Source organism: Shinella sp. NM-101 (genome assembly GCF_021401195.1).
Lineage (GTDB): Bacteria > Pseudomonadota > Alphaproteobacteria > Rhizobiales > Rhizobiaceae > Shinella.
Genome location: NZ_JACBFT010000006.1, coordinates 215,536 through 236,405, shown reverse-complemented (window position 1 = coordinate 236,405; position 20,870 = coordinate 215,536). Strand labels below are relative to the sequence as shown.

Genomic DNA, 20,870 nt, shown 5'->3' with positions numbered 1-20,870 from the left:
CTCCTTGGATGCAGATTTCGTCGGTCGGGCGGCACTATTCACAGATCGTCCGCCATATGCAACAGGCCCTGCGGACCCCGTCATGGGCCAAATCGATTAAATGCGATGGCGGAACAAGATTTCCCGTGGACACGGTAAAGATCCGGCCCGCGTGAGCGGACCGGACCCGGAAAATCCATCCATTTCAAATAAGTAGGACAATTGCCCGGCAGCCGGGCAATCGCCACATGGCGGAATGTTATTCGTCGTCGCCGCTTTCCGGCGGCTGGAAGGCATTGCGCTCGCCGCTCACGATCTCGCGCTTGCCGACATGGTTGGCGGGGCCGACGAGGCCTTCCTTCTCCATGCGCTCGACGAGGGACGCCGCCCGGTTGTAGCCGACGGCGAGGCGCCGCTGGATGTAGGAGGTCGAGCACTTGCGGTCGCGCATGACGACCTTGACGGCCTTTTCGTAGAGGTCGTCGCCGTCCTCGGCCGCGATGTCGCCCTTGTCGAAGACGGCGCCACCGGCAGCCGGCTTCTCGTCCTCTTCCTCCTCTTCGTCCGCCGTCACCGTCTCCAGATATTCCGGACGGCCCTGGGCCTTGAGGTGCAGCACGACCTTCTCGACCTCCTCATCGGAGACGAAGGGACCGTGGACGCGCGAGATGCGCCCGCCGCCGGCCATGTGCAGCATATCACCCTGGCCGAGGAGTTGTTCGGCGCCCTGCTCGCCGAGGATGGTGCGGCTGTCGATCTTCGAGGTCACCTGGAAGGAGATACGCGTCGGGAAGTTCGCCTTGATCGTGCCGGTGATGACGTCGACCGAGGGACGCTGCGTCGCCATGATCAGGTGGATGCCGGCGGCGCGCGCCATCTGGGCGAGCCGCTGGATCGCGCCTTCGATCTCCTTGCCGGCGACCATCATCAGGTCGGCCATCTCGTCGACGATGACGACGATATAGGGCATCGGCTCGAGGGAGAGTTCCTGGTCCTCGTTGATCGCCTCGCCGGTTCCCTTGTCGAAGCCGGTCTGGACGCTGATCGTGATCGTCTCGCCCTTGTCGCGGGCGGCGGCGACGCGGTTGTTGTAGCCGTCGATATTGCGCACGCCGAGGCGCGACATCTTGCGATAACGATCCTCCATCTCGCGCACCGCCCATTTCAGCGCCATGACGGCCTTCTTCGGGTCGGTGACGACAGGGGTCAGGAGGTGCGGGATGCCGTCATAGATCGACAGTTCCAGCATCTTGGGATCGACCATGATCAGGCGGCATTCCTCCGGGCGGAACCGGTAGAGCAGCGACAGGATCATCGTGTTGATGGCGACCGACTTGCCCGAGCCGGTGGTGCCGGCGACGAGCAGGTGCGGCATCTTGGCAAGCTCGGCGATGACGGGCTCGCCGCCGATGGTCTTGCCAAGGCAGATCGGCAGCTTGAAGCCGGTCCTGGCGAAGTCCGCGGAATCGATCATCTCGCGGAAATAGACGGTCTCGCGAGTGGCGTTCGGCAGCTCGATGCCGATGACGTTGCGGCCGGGCACCACGGCGACACGCGCCGAAAGCGCCGACATGGAGCGGGCGATGTCGTCGGCAAGGCCGATGACGCGCGAGGACTTGACGCCCGGCGCCGGCTCGAATTCGTAGAGTGTCACGACCGGGCCGGGGCGGACATGGATGATCTCGCCGCGCACGCCGAAGTCTTCCAGCACGCTTTCGAGCAGGCCGGCATTCTGTTCGAGTTGCTCCTGCGTCAGCACGAAGCCGACGGTGCGCGGCGGCTCCTGCAGGAGGTCGCGCGGCGGGTATTCGTAGGTGTCGGCGGTCGGCGTGGCGAGCGTGACCTGGAACGGCCGGGCACGCGACAGCACGGACGACGGGGGTTCGCGGACCGGCTCGGCGACGGCAGCGGGCGCCGGGGCCGCCGGCTTGGGCTCGACGGTGACAGGAAGGGCCTGCGGTGCAACCTCGACGGCCGGTGCCGCGATAGCGACGGCCGGCTCCGCCTTTACCGGTGAAGCGGCAGCGACGGTCTCCACGGCCACCTGCCGGGTTGCGGCAGGACGGCACTCGACCACACGGTAGAGCGAGGCGACAGGCACCGGCTCCTCGCGCGGTGCAAGGGCGGGAGCGGCGGCAACGGGTGCCGCGACCGGCGTCGGCAGCGGCATGCGCACGACGGAAACCGCCGGGCGCTGTGGAACGACCGCGGCGTTCTCCTCCGGCACCATGGTTTCCCAGAAGGCATGATCCGAAAGATGGGTGAAGCGGCTGAGCGCCTCGCGCACGCTGGCCTTTGCAACCGGCTCAGCGGCGGGAGCGGCGAAGACAGGCTTCGGCGCGAAAACCGGGGCCTGAACCGGCATGGTCGGCCGGAACACGACGGCGGCCTCCGCCGGAACCGCATTCTGCCGGGCAGCGACGACGGCCTGGACGAATTGCGGAACCGGATCGACCGGCCCGGCGCCTGCCGGCGCCTGCTGTGCCTCGAAGCGGCGGCGGCGCTCATCGAGCGCCTCGCGCAGGCGCAGCAGAAGCTCGGCCTGCGAAAGCTGTGCCGGCTGGGTTTGCGGGGCCTGGGGTTCGGAAACCGGGGACTGGGGAACTGGGAACTGCTGCACCTGGAGTGTCTCTGCTTGCATTTCGGAGGGAGCCGCCTGGACCGGCTCTTCGATGACGGGCGTGACTTTTGCGGCTTCCTCCGCGACCGCCTCCTCGATCCTGGCGGCGACCTTGTCGGGCGTGCGCGTGAAGCGGACATTGGGCGCCAGGTAGAAGTGGCTTTCCCACGTCCCGTCGGCATATTGGCCGGGATCGTAGGCGCGCAGGATCGGCGAGCGGAAGCGCGGGCGGTAGTGGTCGTCGTTGGCGATAGCCTCGCCTTCGCCGTGCCAGGCCTCCGCGTCCGGAACCTCTTCGGTCAAGGCGTTGTTTTCACCGGAGTAATGCGACGACTGCTCGTCGCTCTCCCCTTCACTCTCGAGGACGGGATAGAAGTTAGTTCTGGAAATACGCATGAACCTGCAATCTCGACGATCATTGCCGATAGGGATATGCAGATGGTTAGGAAATGAAGGTTAACAATGTCTTTGGAGCGGGGCAGAATCTGTTACCATTCCCGCTTCGAGCCGCACGCTGTCCCCATCTAAAGGGGTCTGAAAGCCTCTGCGGCAGGTCGTCGCGGGCGGTTTTGGCCGCAATGGCATGCATTCCGGCCCATTTTGAAATCTTCGAAAAATATGCACCCCGATCGCCATGCAACGAAGCGGGGTGAAGCGGCCGCCGCTATTCTCCCGCGGTGGGGCTGCCTTCCGCCGTCTCGGGCTCGGCCGGCGCGCCGGCGGGCACCTCCGGATTGCCCTCGGACCGATCCCGATGCAGGGCGGCGCGGGCGAGCAGCATGAGCGTGACCGGCGTGGTGACCGTGACGAAGATGCCGATGAGGATTTCGTGCACCACGGGGCGCGTCGCCAGCACGGTGAAGAAGATCATGGACGCCATGACGATGCCGCCGGTGCCCCAGCTCGTGCCGAGCGTCGGCGCATGGATGCGCTCGTAGAAGCTGGGCAGGCGCAGGAAGCCGATCGTGCCGGTCAGCGCCAGGCCGGCGCCGACGACGAGGAAGAAGGAAACGATGAGCGCGGCCCAGGCCGGCAGGTCGCTTGCGTGTTCTATGGTGCTCATTCGATCACCTCCCCGCGCATCAGGAATTTCGCGAGCGCGACCGTCGCCACGAAGCCGAGCATGCCGATGACCAGCGAGGCCTCGAAATAGATGACCTTGCCGGTGCGCATGCCGAACACCATCAGGAGCAGCATGGAATTCACGTAGAGCGTGTCGAGCGCCAGCACGCGGTCCTGCGCGCGCGGGCCGCGCGACATGCGCAGCGCCGCGAGCGCCATGGCAAGCGCCAGGCAGACCTGCGCGAAGGTGACGGACCAGACGAGGATCGTGTGGCTCATGCGAAAATCTCCAGCAGGAGCGCTTCGTAGCGCCCCTTGATCAGGGCCTGCCATTCCGCCTCGTCGATGAGGTCGAGCACATGGATCAGCACCGTCCGGTTCAGCGAGTTGTATTCGAGCCAGGCGGTGCCCGGCGTGCTCGTCACCACGATGGCGAGCACGGCGAGCGCCATCGGGCTTTCGAGTTCGAGCGGCACCGTGATGAAGCCCGACTTGTGGTTGCGCATTCTGCCGGTGAGAATGATCGAGGCGACCGCGATGTTCGAGCGGACGATGTCGTAGAGCACGATGCCGACGAGCTTGGGCAGCAGATACCATTTCGACAGTCGCGGCTTGACCGGGCGCAGCGACGCCATGCCCCACGAGGCGAAAACCGAGACGATGCAGCCGAGGATGAGGTGGCCGAGCGTGAAGCCGTTGAGGACCAGCCACATGACGACGAGCGAGGCGGAAAGGAGCGGATAGGGCAGCATGTCAGATCCCTCCCCCGCCATCCGGTCCGCTCGGCTCCTCGACGCCGGCGCGGCGGGCATTGATGACGGCGTCGATATAGGCGGCCGGCTGCTGCAGGTTGCGGACGGTTTCCTCCATGTAGCCCATGACGGGGCCGGCCTTGACCGTCAGCACGAGCGTCAGCGCGATCAGCAGCATGACGGGCGCCATCTCCATGACGAGGACGCGCGGCACGGTGCCTTCCATCGACGCCCAGAAGGTGCGGATGCCCGCGCGCGTCATGGAGATGAGCGCGGCAAGGCCCGAAAGGATCAGCAGGGCGACGATCCACCAGGCGGAAGGCGGGATCGGCCCTTGCGCCGCGACATTCGTGCCGATCATGCCGGTGAGCATGGCGAACTTCGCCACGAAGCCGGAAAGCGGCGGCAGGCCGGACAGGAGGATGCCGCAGGCGGCGAAGCAGACGCCGAGCACGGCGATGGTGCCCGGCATGGTGACGCCGACCTCGACCTCCTGCTCCTCCTCGTCCGCATCGCCGTAGGCTTCCATCGTCACCGCGAGAACCGACGCGCCGGCATCCTGGCCGCGCTCGACGAGTTCGATGAGAAGGAAGAAGGCGGCGATCGTGAGGGTGGAGCTGACCATGTAGAACAGCGCGCCCGCCGTCACCACGCCGTTGTTGAGGCCGAGGACGGCAAGCAGCGTGCCGGAGGAGACGAGCACGGAATAGCTCGCCAGCCGCCCGAGCGCCTGCGAGGCGAGCACGCCGATCGTGCCGAAGGCGATGGTCGCCATGCCGCCGTAGAGCAGCACGTTGAGGCCGAGCCCGGCGGACGCCCCCTGCCCGAAGACGAGCAGCGAGAGCCGCAGGATGACGTAGATGCCGACCTTGCTCATGATGGCGAAAATGCCGGCGACCGGCGCCGTCGCGGCGCTGTAGGCGCCCGGCAGCCAGAAGTTCAGCGGCCACATGCCGGCCTTGATGAGGAAGACCACTCCCAGAATGCCGGCGCCCGCTTCCAGCAGCATGCGCCGCTCGCCCTCGATCTCGCCGATGCGCAACGCAAGGTCCGCCATGTTGAGCGTTCCCGCCGAGCCGTAGATGGCGCTGACCCCGATGAGGAAGCAGAGCGCGGCGGCAAGGTTGACGGCGATGTAGTGCATGCCCGCCTTGACGCGCATGGAGCCGGAACCGTGCATCAGCAGGCCGTAGGATGCGGCCAGCATCACCTCGAAGAAGACGAAGAGGTTGAACAGGTCTCCGGTGAGGAAGGCACCGTTGAGGCCCATCAACAGGAACTGGAACAGCGAATGGAAATGCGCGCCCGCCGTATGCCAGCGGGCGAGCGCGTAGACCAGCGTCGGGATGGCGAGGATCGAGGCGAGCACGAGCATCAGCGCCGAGAGCCGGTCGGCCACCAGCACGATGCCGAACGGCGCCGGCCAGTTGCCGAGGAGATAGACGCCCTCGAAGCTGTCGGCGCCGCTGCCGCTGCCCGCAAGGCGGAAGAGGCTGATGGCGACGGCGGCGAGCGCAAGGCACGAGACGACGCTGATCATCGCCTTCAGGACGCGCTCGCGCTCGTCGAAGAAGAGCAGGAGCGCGCCCGCGACAAGCGGGATGAGGATCGGCGCGATGATGAGATGTTGCTGCCAGCCGCTCATTTCGGCTGCTCCCTGCCGTCGACATGGTCGGTGCCGGTGAGCCCGCGGGCGGCGAGCAGCACCACGAGGAACAGCGCCGTCGTGGCGAAGCCGATGACGATGGCGGTCAGCACCAGCGCATGGGGCACCGGATCCGTCATCGTCGAGATGGGCACGCCCTCCTCCAGAAGCGGTGCCGCATTGGACTTCACGCCGCCGACGCCGAAGATGAACAGGTTGACGGCATAGGAAAGCAGCGAGAGGCCGATGATGACCTGATAGGTGCGCGGGCGTAGCAGCAGCCAGACGCCCGAGCCCGTCATGATGCCGATGCCGATCGAGAGGACGAGTTCCATCAGGCTTCCTCCGCCTTGGGGGCGTCGACGGTGCGGACCCGGTGCATGCGCACGGACTGGTGGGCGAGCGCGATGAGGATCAGCACGGTCGCGCCGACGACGAGCGAGAAGACGCCGAGGTCGAACAGCAGTGCGCTTGCCGCCGGCACCTTGCCGATGAACGGCACCTCTATGTACTGCGAATGGGTCGTCAGGAACGGGTAGCCGAAGAGCCAGGCACCCAGGCCCGTTGCGGCCGCCATCAGCAGGCCGAAGCCCATCCAGCGCAGCGGCAGGATGCGGATCCGGTCCTCGGCCCAGCGAACGCCGCCCGCAAGATACTGGAGCAGGAAGGCGATGGCCATGGTGACGCCGCCGGCAAAGCCGCCGCCCGGCAGGTCATGCCCGCGCAGGAAGAGGTAGATCGCGAACGTGATGACGACCGGGAACATCCACTGCATGATGACCGAGGGCACGAGCATGTAGTCGCGCACGGTATCGCCGGCCGAGCGCTCGGGACGTTCGGCATCGAACGCCGCCTGGATGCGCTGCTGCTCCGGCTTCTCGATGCTGTCGGCCGCGGGGCGGAAACGGCGCAGCAGCGCGAAGACCGTGAGCGCCACGATGGCGAGCACCGCGATCTCGCCCATCGTGTCGAAGCCGCGGAAATCGACGAGGATGACGTTGACCACGTTGCGTCCCCCGCCTTCCGTATAGGCCTTTTCGAGGAAGTAGCTGGCGATCGCGTCCGGCACCGGCTGGTTCATGATGGCGTAGGAAAACAGGAACATGCCGAAGCCGCAGGAGACGGCGAGCAGGAAGTCGCGGAAACGCCGGCCGCGCGCGGCGATCGAGACCGAATTGTCGATCTTCTCCCAGCGCTTCGGCAGCCAGCGCAGGCCGAGCAGCAGGAGGACCGTGGTGACGATCTCCACGACGAGCTGCGTGATGGCGAGATCCGGCGCCGAAAGCCAGACGAAGGTGATGCAGGTCGTGATGCCGGCGCCGCCGAGGAGAACGAGTGCGGCGAGGCGGTGATATTTCGCCTGATAGGCCGCGCCCAGCGCGCAGAACGCGCCGACGCACCAGACCGCGGCGAAGATCGGATCGACGTCGCCGAGCAACGGCCGCCTGGGGGAAAAGCCCGCGATGTAGAGCGGAACCACGCCGGCGAGCAGGCCGGCGGCGGCGACGAGGCGGAGCTGCGGCTGGAGATTGCGGGTGCCGAAGCGGCTTTCCATCCAGCGCGCCCATTTCCAGGAAACCGTGACCAGCACGCGCTCGAAGATGCGCTGGCCCGCAAGGTGCCGGAAGAGTGGCGGACCATCGTCGCACTTCGCGAGGTAGTCCTTCAGCAACACATAGAGCGCCGCCCCGCCCGCAAGCGCGATCAGGCTCATGACGAGCGGCGTGTTGATGCCGTGCCAGACGGCGAGGCTGTATTCCGGCGTCCGCTCGCCGAGCACCGAAAGAACGGCCGAATGCAGGAACGGTCCGATGGACAGGCTCGGGACGATACCGACGACGAGGCAGGCCAGCACGAGGAACTCGATCGGGAAACGCATCCAGTGCGGCGGCTCGTGCGGCTTCGGCTTCGGAAGGTCCGTCGGCGGGGGGCCGAAGAAGACCGTGTGGATGAAGCGGAGCGAATAGGCCACGCTGAAGGCGCCGGCGAGCGTGGCGACATAGGGCAGGATGCGGTCGAGCACGGAATCGGCGTGCGTTTCCACCGCCTCGGCGAAGAACATCTCCTTGGAGATGAAGCCGTTCAGCAGCGGCACGCCGGCCATGGCGGCGCTCGCCACCATGGCGAGCGTGCCGGTGATCGGCAGGTATCTGAACAGCCCGCTCAATCGTCGCATGTCGCGCGTGCCGGTCTCGTGGTCGATGATGCCGGCCGCCATGAAGAGCGAGGCCTTGAAGGTGGCGTGGTTCATCATGTGGAAGATCGCCGCGACCGCCGCGACCGGGCTGCCGAGGCTGAGCAGGGTCGTGATGAGGCCGAGGTGGCTGATCGTCGAATAGGCCAGCAGGCCCTTGAGGTCCTGCTGGAACATGGCGAAATAAGCGCCGAGAAGCAGCGTGCTGATGCCGGCGATGCCGACCAGCATGAACCATTCATAGGTGCCGGAAAGCGCCGGCCAGAGGCGCACCAAAAGGAAGACGCCCGCCTTCACCATGGTGGCGGAATGAAGGTAGGCGGACACCGGCGTCGGGGCGGCCATGGCGTTCGGCAGCCAGAAATGGAACGGCACCTGCGCGCTCTTCGTCAGCGCGCCGATGAGGATCAGCACCAGCGCGGTGAGGTAGAGCGGATGCGCCTTGATCTTGTCGCCGGCCGCCAGCACCGCGTCGAGGTCGTAGCTGCCGGCGATATGGCCGAGCACGATGAGGCCGGCCAGCAGGCAGAAGCCGCCGATGCCGGTGATCGTCAGCGCCATGCGCGCGCCGTCGCGCGCCGCGGCATTGTGGTGCCAGTAGCTGATGAGCAGGAAGGAGAAGATGCTCGTCAGCTCCCAGAACACCGAAAGCAGGATGATGTTGCCCGAGACGACGATGCCGAGCATCGAGCCCATGAAGGCAAGCAGGAACGAGAAGAAGCGCGGAACGGGGTCCTCTTCGGACATGTAGTAGCGCGCATAGAGCACGATGAGGCAGCCGATGCCGGTGATGAGCATGGCGAAGAGCCAGGCGAAGCCGTCCATGCGCAGGGTGAAGTTCAGTCCGAGTTGGGGCAGCCATTCGAGATCGAGCCGCACCTTGCCGCCGTCACGCACGGCGGGATAGAGCGTGGCCGTCGCCACGAGGCATGCCAGCGTCACCGCGCCCGACATGCGGGCCGCAAGGACGCGGGAATCCGTCCGCAGCAGGATGGTCGCGGCAAGGCTTCCCACAAAGGGAAGGCAGACCAGCAGGACCAGAACCAATTCACCTGTCATCGTTTGATCGATCGCTTTCGAGCCTTAGAACGTCTCACATGCCGGCGGGCCGGCCATATCGGGAAGACCGCGGACCGATTGGACGATCGGGGCGGCCGTCAGGCGAAATTCGGCGGAGGGGCACGGGCCCCGCGCGTTTCATGGCGACCACCGCCCTGCACGAGCGGCAGGGCCGTGGCGGCGTCGGCGCCCGCCTTCCCACGCCGGGCGGCGGATACGGCCGGCAGGCAGGCAGGATCGAAGCCGGCGCTGCCGAGCGGCGTCATCTTGCCCGCAACGGCGCGCTTGCGGCACTCCTTGCCGGCCGGCGCGGGCGCGTGATCCGCAACCTTCAACGCGGCGTAGCGAAGCGCTTTGGAGGCGATACCGGCGGCCGAGGGGGCCGGGAGCATGGATATCAACAGCAAAAGACAGGTCAGCGCTGTGCAGAAAAGGCGGCAAGCCCGACGAACCGGTCGATGCTGTAGCCTTGCCGCTGCCAAACGTCCTGCCTCTCTACTATCGTCGTGCGCCCGGGGGATTCCTTCATCCGGACAATACGTTGGCCGGATCGGCGCTGTCCACCCGCAAGCATGAAACTTTTCCAAAATTTCCGCCGGTTTGCCGCAGGCGGAGGATGGTTTTTCTTCGCAGCCGCAAAAACGGCGATCTTGTCGCACCCGGCTCGGCTTGAAGCCCTCCCGCTTTGGGCGCATCCTCGTCAGGCGAATCGCATGAAGCAGGCCTGCTCCGCCCGAGGACCTCGCCCGGAGCGCATGGTGCAACGACTATCTGGATCCGCCGGTCGATGTGTCCCGGCCGTCCAGCGAATTCCGTGTCCGGCTCTGTCCGCGACATGCCGGCACGGCGTCAGTTCACACTTGAACGGGGATCAGCGATGACGGATACGCGACGGGAATGGATCAGCAAGCGGGCCTATTCCATCTGGGAGACGGCCGGCCGGACGCATGGACACGATGCCGAGCATTGGGAACAGGCCGTGCGGGAACGCGAGGAATTCGAGCGCGTGGCTCTTGCCACAGAGGCAAAGCCCGCCGAGGCGCGGAAACCGCTGATCGAGATCTCCGGGAAGGCGAAGCCGAAGAAGACGGCCGCCGCCGGGAAGACGAAATCCGCAAGGGCACCGGCGAGCAGCAAGCCGGCCTGACCGACAAGAGCAGGCGCAAAACCCACTCGCGACCGTCCCCTGGGGCGGCGGCGTGCGCGGGCGCGGCGTCATGGCCCCTTGGAGGCGGGCGCAAAGCACTCTATCTGAACGGGCGACAGGGTTTTCTCGACGAGGTTGTTGTGCGTCCGATCTACATGCTGGCTGGCCTCCTGATGACGGCGCTGGGCATCGTCGGCGTTTTCCTGCCGCTGCTGCCGACGACGCCGTTCCTGCTCGTCGCCGTATGGTGTTTCTCGCGCTCCTCGCCCCGCCTCGAACAATGGCTGCTGGAGCACCCTGTCCTCGGTCCGCCGCTCATCAACTGGCGGCGCGAGGGGGCGATTTCCGCCCGCGCGAAATTCGTCGCCGTTTCCCTCATCGCCGCGAGCTACGGGTTCTTCTGGTATCGCGCGGAGCCTTCGCTGCTGCTTGCATCCGTCGTCGGGCTGATCCTGTCGGCGAGCACCCTCTTCATCCTGACCCGTCCCCTGCCGAAGAGAGGCTGAGCGCATGAGGCAAAAGGACGGTGCACCCGTCATCGTCTGGTTCCGCAAGGATCTGCGCACCGACGACAACGCCGCCCTGGCCGCAGCCGCGCAAACGGGACGTCCCGTCCTGGCACTGCATATTCGCGAGCCCGCGGAAAGGGACACCGGCCCGCTCGGCGCGGCGCAGGCCTGGTGGCTGCATCATTCGCTGGCGTCCCTTGCCGGAAGGCTGCAAAGGCTCGGCACCGCGCTCGTGCTGCGCAGCGGTGACGCGCACGCCGTCCTCGACCGGATGATCGCGGAGACAGGGGCCGACACGGTGCACTGGAACCGCCGGCACGATCCGGCCGGCGTCTCCATCGACACGGATATCAAGGCCCGCCTGAAGGCGCGGGGCATCGCCGCGAGAAGCTTTGCCGGGCAATTGCTCCACGATCCGGTGCGCCTCCTGACGGGCGAGAAGAAACCATATCGCGTCTATACGCCCTTCTGGAAGGCGCTGGAGCGCGAAGGGGAGCCGCACGATCCGGTCGAAGCACCGGAGGAGCTTCTCCCGCCATCGACTTTTCCGCCATCCGAATCCCTTGCGGACTGGGCACTCCTGCCGGAAAAGCCGGACTGGGCCGCGGCCTTCGGCGAGATCTGGACGCCGGGGGAGGACGCGGCGCGCGCGCGGCTCGATGCCTTCGTCGGCGGTGCCATCGAGGATTACGCGAGGGACCGCGACCATCCCGCCATCGATGCGACGTCCCTCCTTTCACCGCATCTTGCCATGGGCGAAATCTCCCCTGCCCGCATCTGGCATGCGACGCGCGGGCTGGAGGCGCCGAAGGAGGATGTGATCCGCTTCCGCAAGGAACTGGCCTGGCGGGAGTTCTGCCATCATCTGCATTTCCATTTCCCGGCGCTTGCCGAACGCAACTGGAACGACCGGTTCGACGACTTCCCCTGGGCGGCGGGCGAAAGGAATTTCGGGCTCTGGACAAAGGGCATGACGGGCTATCCCATCGTCGATGCCGGGATGCGGCAGCTCTGGAGACACGGCTGGATGCACAACCGCGTGCGCATGATCACCGCCTCCTTCCTCATCAAGCACCTGATGATCGACTGGCGGCGCGGCGAAAGATGGTTCCGCGACACGCTGGTGGATGCCGATGCGGCGTCCAACCCGGCGAACTGGCAATGGGTGGCCGGCTCGGGCGCGGACGCCTCGCCCTTCTTCCGCATCTTCAACCCGATCCTGCAGGGCGAGAAGTTCGATCCCGACGGCGCCTATGTCCGCACCTTCGTGCCGGAACTGGAAAAGCTGGATTCCAAATGGATCCACAAGCCTTTCGACGCGCCGGAAAGCGCGCTGGCCGAAGCCGGCGTCACGCTCGGGAAAACCTATCCGAAGCCTGTCGTCGATCACGCCTTGGCGCGCCAGCGCGCGCTGGCCGCCTACAAGTCGCTGAAAAACGGCTGATCTAGCCGTCTCGGTCGAGTACCGAGGCGAGGAGGGAAACGAAGGCATCCCCCGCCTCTTCGAGCGGGCCGCTGTTGTCGATCACCATCGTATCGGCCGCCACCACGATCTCCGGCGCCGCACGCATCAGACGCCGCGCAATCGCCTCGGCGCTTTCCCGGCCGCGGGCGGCGAGCCGCGCGGCGAGCACGTCCGGCCGCGCCGTGATCACAACGACCTTCAGTCGCGGATAGGCCGCCGCGAAGGCCGGCAGGGCGGAACGGCTGCCATTGGCGACCATCGTCACGCCGCTTGCGAGCTGCTCCAGCGTTTCGCGCGGGATGCCGTAGGAAAGGCCGTGCGCGTCCCAGGACACCGCAAAGCCGCCCTCGGCCTTCCGGCGGGAAAAGCCGTCGGCGTCGATCGCCTCGTGCGCTTCCCCGCCGGCATCGGCCGGGCGCGTGATCACCCGCCGCACGAAGCGAAGACGCGCATTGCCGGCAAAATGCCGGGCGGCATAGGCCATGACGCTATCCTTGCCGGCCCCGCTCGGGCCGACGACGACGATCATGGTGCCGGCTGTGGCCGCCGCTGGGGCAGCTTCGGCCACGCTCATGCCACCCGCCTGCCCTGGCGCCAGACCGAACGGACGACGGGAACGCCGGACGGACGGCGCACGCGCACGAGGTCGGCGCGCAGCCCGCTGGCGATCGCACCGCGGTCATCGAGGCCGACGGTGCGGGCGGGCGTCGTCGAAACCATGGCGATCGCCTTCGGCAGGTCCATGCCCTCGTCGGCGAGGATGAAGGGCGCGTGCATCAGGCTGAACGGCACGTAGTCCGAGGACAGGACGTCGAGCACGCCGATGGTGGCGAGGTCGCGGGCCGCGATATTGCCGGAATGCGACTTGCCGCGCACGATGTTCGGCGCGCCCATCAGCACGCTCATGCCCGCGCCGTGCGAAGCGCTGGCGGCCTCGACGCTCGTCGGGAACTCCGCAAGGCGGATGCCGTAGCCGATAGCCTCTTCGACATGGTCCAGCGTGGCATCGTCGTGGCTGGCGATCGAGATGTTGCGGGCGGAACAGGCCGCGGCGATGGCGTCGCGATGCGGCTTGGCATAGCGGGCGGAAAGGTCCTGCTGGCGCTTGCAGAAGACCGCGAACTCGGCATCCGTGAGGCCGCGCTTCTTCTTGTAGTAGAGGACATACTGCTCCATGGTCTGGAACTGCCGCTGGCCGGGCGCATGGTCCATCAGCGAGACGAGGCGGACGAGCGGGTCGTCCTCGAATTCCTCGTAGTGATCGAGCACGTTTTCTGTCGAGACCTCGCAGCGCAGGTGGATGAGATGCTCGGCGCGCAGCCGGTCTTCGGCCTGCGCCTCGGCGATGGCATCGGCCATGGCGCGCATCTCGCCCTTCTCGAAGCCGCCGTCGTCGTCCGAGCCCATGCGCAGGCAGTCGAAGACGGTGGTGATGCCCGAGGTGACGACCTGCGCGTCATGCGACTGGATCGCCGCCGTCTTGCCCCAGCGCACGCCCGGGCGCGGCGAATAATGGGCTTCGAGATGGTCGGTGTGCAGTTCGACGAGGCCGGGGAGGAGATAGTCGCCTTCCATATCCTCGCCGGCGGCGGAGGAACCTTCGCAAATGTCGGCGATGAGGCCATCGCGCAGCACCAGCGTGCCCTGGAGGATCTGGTTCTCCAGCACGATGCGGGCGTTGGAAAGAACGGTTTCGCGGGTCATGTCAGGCGGTCTTTCTGTTGGCGGCCCCGCCCAGAGGGAAGAGCGAATGGACGGTGAAATCGGCGCCGCGCGCGGGCTCCCGGAAGAGCGCAAGGCCGGCGACGGGCAGCGGGCGGCCATGGAACGCGGCGAAATGATCGAGGAGCACGTTCTCGACGGCATCGCGGCGCTCGGCCGCGACACGCCCCGTCAGCGTCATGTGGAAGCGGAACTCGTCGAAGACGTAAGGATACCCCCACTGCACGAGATTCTGCCGCTCGGCGGCATTCAGCTCGTCCGGCTTGCGGCGGGCGATGTCGGCGGAGGTGAGCGGCGCACGGAAACGCTCGAAGCGGCGCACCACCTCGCCGGCGAAGGTCTGAAGTTCGTTGCAATGATCGCCCGGCACCAGCGCGAAGAAGGAGCCGAGCCGGCCGACGACGACCTCCGGAATCTCGAAGGGCTCGGCCTGCGAGACGAAGCGGCCGATCTCGGCGACAAGTTCGGCCTCGCTGCGGCCCTCCGCCAGGCAGAACGGCGCCTTCAGCGTGGCGTGGAAGCCGTAGCGCCGCGGATCGGCTGTCAGCCCGGACAGCGCCGCCGCATCGAAGCCGGCGATCGCCGGCTGCGCCAGGGCCGCGCCCGTGAACGCATTGCGCCCCAGCCAGCGCTGGGCGGAAAGGGTCAGCGGATCGCTTGCGGGCGGTGTGAAATAGAGGGCGTAACGCACGGGCTCATTCCTGTAAAAGTTTCTCGATGCCGCCCCCGGGGGCGGCGCCGGATCATGACGGGATTCGTGTGGCAACATCATGCCGCCACGCGGGTTTTCCGGCTCCCGGACCCCGCACGCCGAACGGCTCTAGTGCGCAGGCCCGCCCATCAGGCGCGAGCGCAGCGCGTTCGATATGCCGTCGAAGACAAAGACCACGACGAGGATCAAGAGCACCATATAGGCGACGTTCTCCCAGTCCGAATTGGTCCGCATCGCCTCCCAGAGCTTGAGGCCGATTCCCCCTGCCCCGACGGCGCCGATGATCGTGGCAGAACGGGTGTTCGATTCCCAGAAGTAAAGTGCCTGGGAGGCAAAGAGCGGCATGACCTGTGGCAGCACGCCGTAGCGCTGCACGGCAACCGGTGCCGCACCCACCGATTTCACGCCCTCACGCTGCCTGTCGTCGATGTTCTCCAGCGCTTCCGAATAAAGCTTGCCGAGCGTGCCGGTATCCGTGAAGAAGATCGCCGACATGCCCGCGAGTGGCCCCGGGCCGAAGGCACGGGTGAAGAACAGCGCCCAGATGAGCATGTCGACCGAGCGCAGGAAATCGAAGAGGCGTTTCGTCACCTGGTTGGAAAGCCGGCTGCGCGTGATGTTGCGCGCGGCGAGGAAGGCGAGCGGGAAGGCGAGCAGCATGGCAAAGAGCGTGCCGACGAAAGCCATGACGATGGTCTGGAGCAGCTTGACCCAGACATCGAGATGCTGCCATTCGGCATTGTAGAGGATGTTGTTCCAGGCGAGCGACAGGTTCGATTGCTTCGGGTCGATCCGGTCGCCCGACGCAATCAACGAGAAAACCTCCGAGGTGGACTTGCCGTGGAAAGGCGAGTTCGTGTCGAACAGGAAGTTCGCCCAGCCGAGGAAGCGCCTGCGGACGCTGATGTCGTCCCCCTCGATCTCGCCCCAGCCGGCAAAGCCGAAGGAAAGCGTGATCTTCCCGCCGGGTTCCTTCTGCCTCGCCCAGGCCGGCAGCGCGCCATCCACCGTCATCTTCGCGCCGTCGAGATCGACGACCAGCGTCTCGCCGGAATGCCGGACCGTCACGCGCTGCGGCACCACCTCGACGCTCGTCGCGGAATTGAGTGTGATCTTCGCGCGCGTGACCACCTCCTCCTCGCGGGTCGTCGTCGTGATCGCTTCGGTCGCGGCGGAGGACGGGCCGCCGACAGCGCCGCCGCTGCCCATGAAGCCCATCGACGCCGGCTTTTGCGCGGTGGAGGCCGAGCCCGCGACGGGCGTGGTGCGGGTCATCGTGCCGCGCTCGATGTCCACCCAGTCCGGCTGCGCATCCGGCCCGAGCGGCGAGAAGCGCGGATAGGTGAGCTTCATCGCACCGTCTGAGGCGATCGTCACCTCGGGCCGCACCTCATAGGAGACCCAGTCGGCGAGATAAGTGCCGGCGATGCTCCAGTTGGCGGTGCCGAGCACGTGGCCGATGGCGAAGAACCACCAGCAATAGAGCGCATAGAGCACGAAGCCGCCGGCGATGACGGGCACGCGGAAACGCTGCCAGAACGAGCGGTGGAAGACGGCCGGATGGCGCGCCGCGATCTCATCCATCCGTGCGGCATCGAGGGTCGTCATGGCACACTCCTATTGGGCCGGCCGGAAGGCATGGTCGCCGACGAGCTTGCGGCGCAGCCATGCGGAAAACTGGTCGACGGCGATGATGGTGACGAGCAGCAGGAGCACGATGGCGAGCGTCTTGGCCGCATGACCCTGGCCGATGGAAAGGCGCAGCAATTCGCCGATGCCCCCGCCGCCGACGGCGCCGATGATGGTCGAGGCGCGCACGTTGATCTCGAGGCGCAGCAGGAAATAGCTCATGAAGTTCGGCAGCACCTGCGGCACGATGGCGAACCAGACGCGCTCCACCCAGCTGGCGCCGACGGCGCGAAGCCCCTCCTCCGCCTTCATGTCGGCATTCTCGACCACTTCGAAGAACAGCTTGCCGAGCGCGCCGATCGTGTGGATCGACACGGCAATCACGGCCGGCAGCGGCCCCAGCGAGAGGATGGCGAGGAAGAAGCCGGCGAGCACGACCTCTGGGAAGGCGCGCAGGATTTCCATGAAGCGGCGCACGAAGCCGCGCAGCAGCCGGTTGGCGACGAGGTTCTTCGCCGCGAGGAAGCAGAGCAGGAAACCGAAGACCATGCCCACGACGGTGGAGAAGATCGCAATGTTCAGCGTCTCCAGCATCTTGTGGAAGTATTCCGGCACGTAGAGGCTCTGGGTGATGTAGAGCCGGCCTTCGGGATAATTGTACTTGAAGCTGCCGTCGTCATAGGGCGACGGCAGGTCGAACAGCGCGCGGAAAACCTCCAGCCCGTCGCGTGGCATCATGTCTCCGACGAAATCGAAGAAGTGCGGCAGGCGGTCGAGGAACTTGCCGGCATTCGTTTCGTTGGCGAACCAGAGCGAGCCGGAAAGCGCGACGACGAGGATCGCAAGGCCGAGCCAGGTATGGAGGCGGCGGCGCGCGGCCAGCTCCTGCCAGTGCCGCTCGATGAGAGCGCCCTTCTCGCTGAAGCCGTCGTGGAGCGTATGCATGGCCATCGTCTGTCCGCCCGGAACTCGAAAGAAGAAGGCGCCGGCCGGGTTGCGGCCGGCGCCGGATGCATGCCGGCGATCAGCCGCCGATCGTTGCCTTGCGGGCCTCGATGATCGGCTTGTAGAAGTCGACATTGACTTCCGTAAAGGAAGTGTAGTCGCCGCCCATGACGGCGGAGAAGCAGGCGGCGTCCTTCTTCGGCAGGTCGAGCATGAACTGCTTGAACTTCGCCTTCGTCTCGTCAGCCATGGAGGTGCGAACGACGATCGGGCCGTTCGGGATCAGCGGCGACTTCCAGAGCTCGACGAGATCGTTCATGTCGAGAATGCCCTTCTCGACCATCTTGTGCAGGTTGCCGGAAGTGTAGCCGTCCTTCCACTCGCCGACGCCGGAGCCGAAGGTCGTGCCGGCGTCGAAGGTGCCCTTCAGCACTTCGAGGACGAGGTTCTCGTGGCCGCCGCCGAAGCCGGTCTCGGCGAAATATTCCTTGACCGGGCTGCCGATGGCTTCCGGCAGCGTGACGAGCGGGACGAGATAGCCCGAGGTCGAGTCCGGATCGGCAAAGCCGAGCTTCTTGCCCTTGAGGTCTTCGAGCTTGGTGATGCCGGAATCCTTGCGGGCGACCATGATCGAGTGGTAGCCGGTCGATCCGTCCGTCTGGACGGTCGTCAGGATCGGCTCGACGGCGTTCGCGTTGGCGAGGTAGATCTTGGCATAGCCGGAAGCGCCGAGTTCGGCATAATCGAGCGTGCCGCCGAGCAGGCCCTGGATGACGCCGTCATAGTCGGCGGCCGGGAAGAAGGAGACCTTCTCGAAGCCAAGCTCGGTCTTCAGGTGGTCGCCGAGGCACTGGTAGTTGCGCAGGCGGTCCGCTTCGTTCTCGCCGCCGATGATGCCGACGCGGAATTCCTTGAGGTCTTCGGCCTGGACATGGCCGGCAAGCGCGATGAGCGCGACGGCGCCCAGAAGAACGTTCTTCAGCATGGTCTCTCTCCTGTTTGGCCGGCTTCGCCGGGCCTTGAAAGTTTCTGACCCTTCACGCGGGCCGTTCGATCCCGGCCGGATCACAGTCCGGCCAGTGCCAGCGGTGTCGGGCCGGCGGATTCCTTGATGTTGTCCTGACGGGCCGGGTTGCGGATCGCGGTGGACGTGACGCTTTCGTCGATCTCCGCGCCGTCGGCGCCCGTGCCGTAGATCGTGCGCACGGCCTCGGCGTCGAGGTCGCGCGCCGGGCCGTCAAAGACGACGCGGCCGGCCGACATGCCGATGATGCGCTCGCAATAGGCGCGGGCCGTATCGAGCGTGTGGAGGTTGGTGATGACAGTGATGCCCTCGCGCTCGTTGATGTCGCGCAGAGCGTCCATCACGATCTTGGCGTTGAGCGGATCGAGCGAGGCGATCGGCTCGTCGGCGAGCAGCATCTTGGGGTTCTGCATCAGCGCGCGGGCGATCGCCACGCGCTGCTGCTGGCCGCCGGAGAGCGTGCCGGCCGGCTGGAGCGCCGTCTGCTCGATGCCAAGGCGTTCGAGCGCAGCAATCGCCATGATGCGCTCCTCGCGGGTGAAGAGGTTGAGGATGCTGAGCGCCGTCGAACGATGGTTGAGGCGGCCGAGCAGCACGTTGGTCAGGACGTCGAGGCGCGGCACCAGGTTGAACTGCTGGAAGATCATCGCGCAGTCGCGCTGCCAGTTGCGCAGCGCGGATCCCCGCAGCGACGACACTTCGATATCGTTGAAATGGATCGTGCCCTCGCTCGGGTCCGCGAGGCGGTTTATCATGCGCAGCATGGTGGACTTGCCCGCGCCGGACCGGCCGATGACGCCGACCATCTGGCCCTGCGGGATGTCGAAGGTGACGTCGGCGACGGCAACTCTGGCACCGAAGCGGCGGGTGACGTTCTTCAGTCGGAACATGGTGGAACCCTTTCCTGCAACAGGAGGCAATGTCGTTTTCCGGACTGGCTCTAAACGCTGTTGATGAAGGGGCGATGTCAGTTCGATGTCGGAAAGATAACAGTCCACAGGCCTGGATTTCCGCCGTTCGAAGGCGCTTTCTCACCCGTCGTGACGGGCGAGAAAGGCTTCTGCGTCGAGTTTGCGAAAGTCGTCCAGGGCATTGCGAAGCCGGGCATGATCCCAGTCCCACCAGGCGAGTTTTTCCATGCGCGCCGCGATGGTTCGGGGGAACCGTTCACGGATGACTTTCGCCGCGACGCCGCCGACGATCGTGTAGGGTTCGACGTCCTTCGTGACGACCGCGCCCGAGCCGATGACGGCCCCGTTGCCGATCGTGACACCCGGCAGGACGGTCGCGCCATGGCCAATCCACACGTCATGGCCGATGGTCACGCGGTGTTCGCGCCGCCAGGAGAAGAACTCGGCCTCATGGTCGGCGTCCGGCCAGTAGTCGTTGGCGCGGTAGGTGAAGTGATGCAGCGTCGCGCGCCACATCGGATGGTTCGTCGCGTTGATGCGCACCGAGGCGGCGATGTTGGCGAACTTGCCGATCGTCGCGCACCAGACGGAGGTGCCGTTCATCAGGTAAGAGTAGTCCCCGAGCTCCACCTCGCTGACGCGGCAGTTCTCGTCGATCTCCGTGTAGCGGCCGAGCGTCGTGTCGGAGACGACGGCCGTCGGGTGGATCAGCGGCGTTTCCGAAAGCCGGGTCATGCGGCGGCCTTTCGCGGCGAGAAGGCGGAGACGTCGACGATACGGTCGGCGACCCTCTCGCGCACGTCCTCGTCGTGGAAGATGCCGAGCAGCGCGACGCCGGCCGCCTTCTTCTCGGCGATCATGTCGACCACGACGGCGCGGTTCGTCGCGTCGAGCGAGGCGGTCGGCTCGTCGAGCAGCAGGATGCGGTGGTCGGTGATGAAGCCGCGGGCGATGTTGACGCGCTGCTGCTCGCCGCCGGAGAAGGTGGCGGGCGGAAGCTGCCACAGCTCGCGCGGCAGGTTGAGCCGGGCGAGCATCGCCCCGGCCGCCGCCCTCGCCTCCGCCGCATCGACGCCGCGCGCCTGCAAGGGCTCGGCGACGACATCGACGGCCGCGACGCGCGGAACGGTGCGCAGGAACTGGCTGACATAGCCGAGCGTGCCGCGGCGCACGGCCAGGATGCTGCGCGGGTCGGCGGTCGCCAGATCGACCAGCCTGCCCTCGTGCTCGACGAGGATCTGGCCGCTGTCGACGGCATAGTTGCCGTAGACCATCTTGAGCAGCGAGCTCTTGCCGATGCCGGACGGCCCGCCCAGCACGACGCATTCGCCCGATTTCACCGAAAAGGCGACGTTCGAGACAACCGGCAGGCGGATGCCGTCGCGAAGATGCATGGTGAAGCTCTTCGCCACTTCGGAAACGACGAGGGGTGTGGGCATGTCATTCTTCCTTTTGACGCAAGGTCTTGTCCGAAAACCGGGTTCCACTTTCCGGG

General features: G+C 66.3%; 20 protein-coding genes. 4 read left to right on the top strand and 16 right to left on the bottom strand.

Translation table 11 applies throughout. The features are described 5' to 3' along the window. Positions 1–238: 238 nt before the first annotated feature. The 7 genes from L0976_RS14125 to L0976_RS14095 all read right to left on the bottom strand — a co-directional run bounded on the left by L0976_RS14125 (position 239) and on the right by L0976_RS14095 (position 9,311). The gene (locus L0976_RS14125; RefSeq protein WP_234187965.1) at positions 239–2,995 is read right to left on the bottom strand and encodes a DNA translocase FtsK; all 2,757 of its coding nucleotides are present in this window, start codon (positions 2,993–2,995) and stop codon (positions 239–241) included. A gap of 268 nt (positions 2,996–3,263) precedes the next feature. Then, the gene (gene mnhG / locus L0976_RS14120; protein WP_233290571.1) at positions 3,264–3,662 is read right to left on the bottom strand and encodes a monovalent cation/H(+) antiporter subunit G; all 399 of its coding nucleotides are present in this window, start codon (positions 3,660–3,662) and stop codon (positions 3,264–3,266) included. Then, positions 3,659–3,940 carry a K+/H+ antiporter subunit F gene (locus L0976_RS14115; protein WP_203315624.1) on the bottom strand — a complete coding sequence of 94 codons (282 nt, stop codon included), beginning with the start codon at positions 3,938–3,940 and terminating at the stop codon, positions 3,659–3,661. The genes mnhG and L0976_RS14115 overlap by 4 nt, the downstream gene beginning before the upstream one ends. Beyond that, the gene (locus L0976_RS14110; RefSeq protein ID WP_203315623.1) at positions 3,937–4,413 is read right to left on the bottom strand and encodes a Na+/H+ antiporter subunit E; all 477 of its coding nucleotides are present in this window, start codon (positions 4,411–4,413) and stop codon (positions 3,937–3,939) included. The genes L0976_RS14115 and L0976_RS14110 overlap by 4 nt, the downstream gene beginning before the upstream one ends. A gap of 1 nt (position 4,414) precedes the next feature. Then, on the bottom strand, positions 4,415–6,058 hold the full coding sequence (locus L0976_RS14105; protein ID WP_234187964.1) for a monovalent cation/H+ antiporter subunit D: 1,644 nt from the start codon (positions 6,056–6,058) through the stop codon (positions 4,415–4,417). Beyond that, the gene (locus L0976_RS14100; protein ID WP_203315621.1) at positions 6,055–6,393 is read right to left on the bottom strand and encodes a Na+/H+ antiporter subunit C; all 339 of its coding nucleotides are present in this window, start codon (positions 6,391–6,393) and stop codon (positions 6,055–6,057) included. The genes L0976_RS14105 and L0976_RS14100 overlap by 4 nt, the downstream gene beginning before the upstream one ends. Next, positions 6,393–9,311 (bottom strand): monovalent cation/H+ antiporter subunit A, encoded by a 2,919-nt coding sequence (locus L0976_RS14095; RefSeq protein ID WP_203315620.1) that lies wholly within the window; start codon positions 9,309–9,311, stop codon positions 6,393–6,395. Before L0976_RS14095 ends, L0976_RS14100 begins: the two co-directional genes overlap by 1 nt. Positions 9,312–9,451: 140 nt before the next feature. Here L0976_RS14095 and L0976_RS14090 point away from each other — a divergent pair, with 140 nt between their 5' ends. The 4 genes from L0976_RS14090 to L0976_RS14075 all read left to right on the top strand — a co-directional run bounded on the left by L0976_RS14090 (position 9,452) and on the right by L0976_RS14075 (position 12,411). Further along, on the top strand, positions 9,452–9,778 hold the full coding sequence (locus L0976_RS14090) for a hypothetical protein (RefSeq protein ID WP_234187963.1): 327 nt from the start codon (positions 9,452–9,454) through the stop codon (positions 9,776–9,778). A 410-nt stretch (positions 9,779–10,188) separates the two neighbouring features. Continuing rightward, on the top strand, positions 10,189–10,458 hold the full coding sequence (locus tag L0976_RS14085) for a DUF2934 domain-containing protein (protein ID WP_234187962.1): 270 nt from the start codon (positions 10,189–10,191) through the stop codon (positions 10,456–10,458). A gap of 140 nt (positions 10,459–10,598) precedes the next feature. Next, complete coding sequence (locus L0976_RS14080; RefSeq protein WP_203315617.1) at positions 10,599–10,964, top strand: YbaN family protein; 366 nt, start codon at positions 10,599–10,601, stop codon at positions 10,962–10,964. Positions 10,965–10,968: 4 nt separating this feature from the next. Further along, complete coding sequence (locus L0976_RS14075; RefSeq protein WP_234187961.1) at positions 10,969–12,411, top strand: deoxyribodipyrimidine photo-lyase; 1,443 nt, start codon at positions 10,969–10,971, stop codon at positions 12,409–12,411. A gap of 1 nt (position 12,412) precedes the next feature. Here the strand turns inward: L0976_RS14075 and phnN are convergent, their stop codons facing one another. The 9 genes from phnN to phnL all read right to left on the bottom strand — a co-directional run bounded on the left by phnN (position 12,413) and on the right by phnL (position 20,814). Then, positions 12,413–13,006: a phosphonate metabolism protein/1,5-bisphosphokinase (PRPP-forming) PhnN gene (phnN, locus tag L0976_RS14070; protein ID WP_234187960.1), complete on the bottom strand. Its 594-nt coding sequence runs from the start codon at positions 13,004–13,006 to the stop codon at positions 12,413–12,415. After that, a complete protein-coding gene (locus L0976_RS14065) occupies positions 13,003–14,136 on the bottom strand; it encodes an alpha-D-ribose 1-methylphosphonate 5-triphosphate diphosphatase (RefSeq protein ID WP_234187959.1) in 1,134 nt (377 codons plus the stop codon). Before L0976_RS14065 ends, phnN begins: the two co-directional genes overlap by 4 nt. A 1-nt stretch (position 14,137) precedes the next feature. Beyond that, a complete protein-coding gene (locus tag L0976_RS14060) occupies positions 14,138–14,845 on the bottom strand; it encodes a DUF1045 domain-containing protein (protein WP_234187958.1) in 708 nt (235 codons plus the stop codon). 129 nt (positions 14,846–14,974) lie between these two features. Further along, the gene (gene phnE / locus L0976_RS14055; protein WP_234187957.1) at positions 14,975–16,474 is read right to left on the bottom strand and encodes a phosphonate ABC transporter, permease protein PhnE; all 1,500 of its coding nucleotides are present in this window, start codon (positions 16,472–16,474) and stop codon (positions 14,975–14,977) included. 9 nt (positions 16,475–16,483) lie between these two features. Continuing rightward, positions 16,484–17,446, bottom strand: a complete 963-nt coding sequence (gene phnE / locus L0976_RS14050; RefSeq protein WP_234187956.1) for a phosphonate ABC transporter, permease protein PhnE — start codon at positions 17,444–17,446, stop codon at positions 16,484–16,486. Between the two features lie 73 nt (positions 17,447–17,519). Beyond that, a complete protein-coding gene (gene phnD, locus L0976_RS14045; protein ID WP_203315610.1) occupies positions 17,520–18,425 on the bottom strand; it encodes a phosphonate ABC transporter substrate-binding protein in 906 nt (301 codons plus the stop codon). 80 nt (positions 18,426–18,505) lie between these two features. Beyond that, positions 18,506–19,354: a phosphonate ABC transporter ATP-binding protein gene (gene phnC, locus L0976_RS14040; protein WP_203315609.1), complete on the bottom strand. Its 849-nt coding sequence runs from the start codon at positions 19,352–19,354 to the stop codon at positions 18,506–18,508. A gap of 141 nt (positions 19,355–19,495) precedes the next feature. After that, on the bottom strand, positions 19,496–20,110 hold the full coding sequence (locus tag L0976_RS14035; RefSeq protein ID WP_234187955.1) for a DapH/DapD/GlmU-related protein: 615 nt from the start codon (positions 20,108–20,110) through the stop codon (positions 19,496–19,498). After that, a complete protein-coding gene (gene phnL, locus L0976_RS14030) occupies positions 20,107–20,814 on the bottom strand; it encodes a phosphonate C-P lyase system protein PhnL (RefSeq protein WP_234187954.1) in 708 nt (235 codons plus the stop codon). Before phnL ends, L0976_RS14035 begins: the two co-directional genes overlap by 4 nt. Between the last annotated feature and the right edge of the window lie 56 nt (positions 20,815–20,870).

Excerpts from the sequence above, each read along its gene's own strand:
- L0976_RS14125 (WP_234187965.1), bottom strand. The coding sequence starts at position 2,995 with ATGCGTATTTCCAGAACTAACTTCTATCCCGTCCTCGAGAGTGAAGGG.
- mnhG (WP_233290571.1), bottom strand. The coding sequence starts at position 3,662 with ATGAGCACCATAGAACACGCAAGCGACCTGCCGGCCTGGGCCGCGCTC.
- L0976_RS14115 (WP_203315624.1), bottom strand. The coding sequence starts at position 3,940 with ATGAGCCACACGATCCTCGTCTGGTCCGTCACCTTCGCGCAGGTCTGC.
- L0976_RS14110 (WP_203315623.1), bottom strand. The coding sequence starts at position 4,413 with ATGCTGCCCTATCCGCTCCTTTCCGCCTCGCTCGTCGTCATGTGGCTG.
- L0976_RS14105 (WP_234187964.1), bottom strand. The coding sequence starts at position 6,058 with ATGAGCGGCTGGCAGCAACATCTCATCATCGCGCCGATCCTCATCCCG.
- L0976_RS14100 (WP_203315621.1), bottom strand. The coding sequence starts at position 6,393 with ATGGAACTCGTCCTCTCGATCGGCATCGGCATCATGACGGGCTCGGGC.
- L0976_RS14095 (WP_203315620.1), bottom strand. The coding sequence starts at position 9,311 with ATGACAGGTGAATTGGTTCTGGTCCTGCTGGTCTGCCTTCCCTTTGTG.
- L0976_RS14090 (WP_234187963.1), top strand. The coding sequence starts at position 9,452 with ATGGCGACCACCGCCCTGCACGAGCGGCAGGGCCGTGGCGGCGTCGGC.
- L0976_RS14085 (WP_234187962.1), top strand. The coding sequence starts at position 10,189 with ATGACGGATACGCGACGGGAATGGATCAGCAAGCGGGCCTATTCCATC.
- L0976_RS14075 (WP_234187961.1), top strand. The coding sequence starts at position 10,969 with ATGAGGCAAAAGGACGGTGCACCCGTCATCGTCTGGTTCCGCAAGGAT.
- phnN (WP_234187960.1), bottom strand. The coding sequence starts at position 13,006 with ATGAGCGTGGCCGAAGCTGCCCCAGCGGCGGCCACAGCCGGCACCATG.
- L0976_RS14065 (WP_234187959.1), bottom strand. The coding sequence starts at position 14,136 with ATGACCCGCGAAACCGTTCTTTCCAACGCCCGCATCGTGCTGGAGAAC.
- phnE (WP_234187957.1), bottom strand. The coding sequence starts at position 16,474 with ATGACGACCCTCGATGCCGCACGGATGGATGAGATCGCGGCGCGCCAT.
- phnE (WP_234187956.1), bottom strand. The coding sequence starts at position 17,446 with ATGGCCATGCATACGCTCCACGACGGCTTCAGCGAGAAGGGCGCTCTC.
- phnD (WP_203315610.1), bottom strand. The coding sequence starts at position 18,425 with ATGCTGAAGAACGTTCTTCTGGGCGCCGTCGCGCTCATCGCGCTTGCC.
- phnC (WP_203315609.1), bottom strand. The coding sequence starts at position 19,354 with ATGTTCCGACTGAAGAACGTCACCCGCCGCTTCGGTGCCAGAGTTGCC.
- L0976_RS14035 (WP_234187955.1), bottom strand. The coding sequence starts at position 20,110 with ATGACCCGGCTTTCGGAAACGCCGCTGATCCACCCGACGGCCGTCGTC.
- phnL (WP_234187954.1), bottom strand. The coding sequence starts at position 20,814 with ATGCCCACACCCCTCGTCGTTTCCGAAGTGGCGAAGAGCTTCACCATG.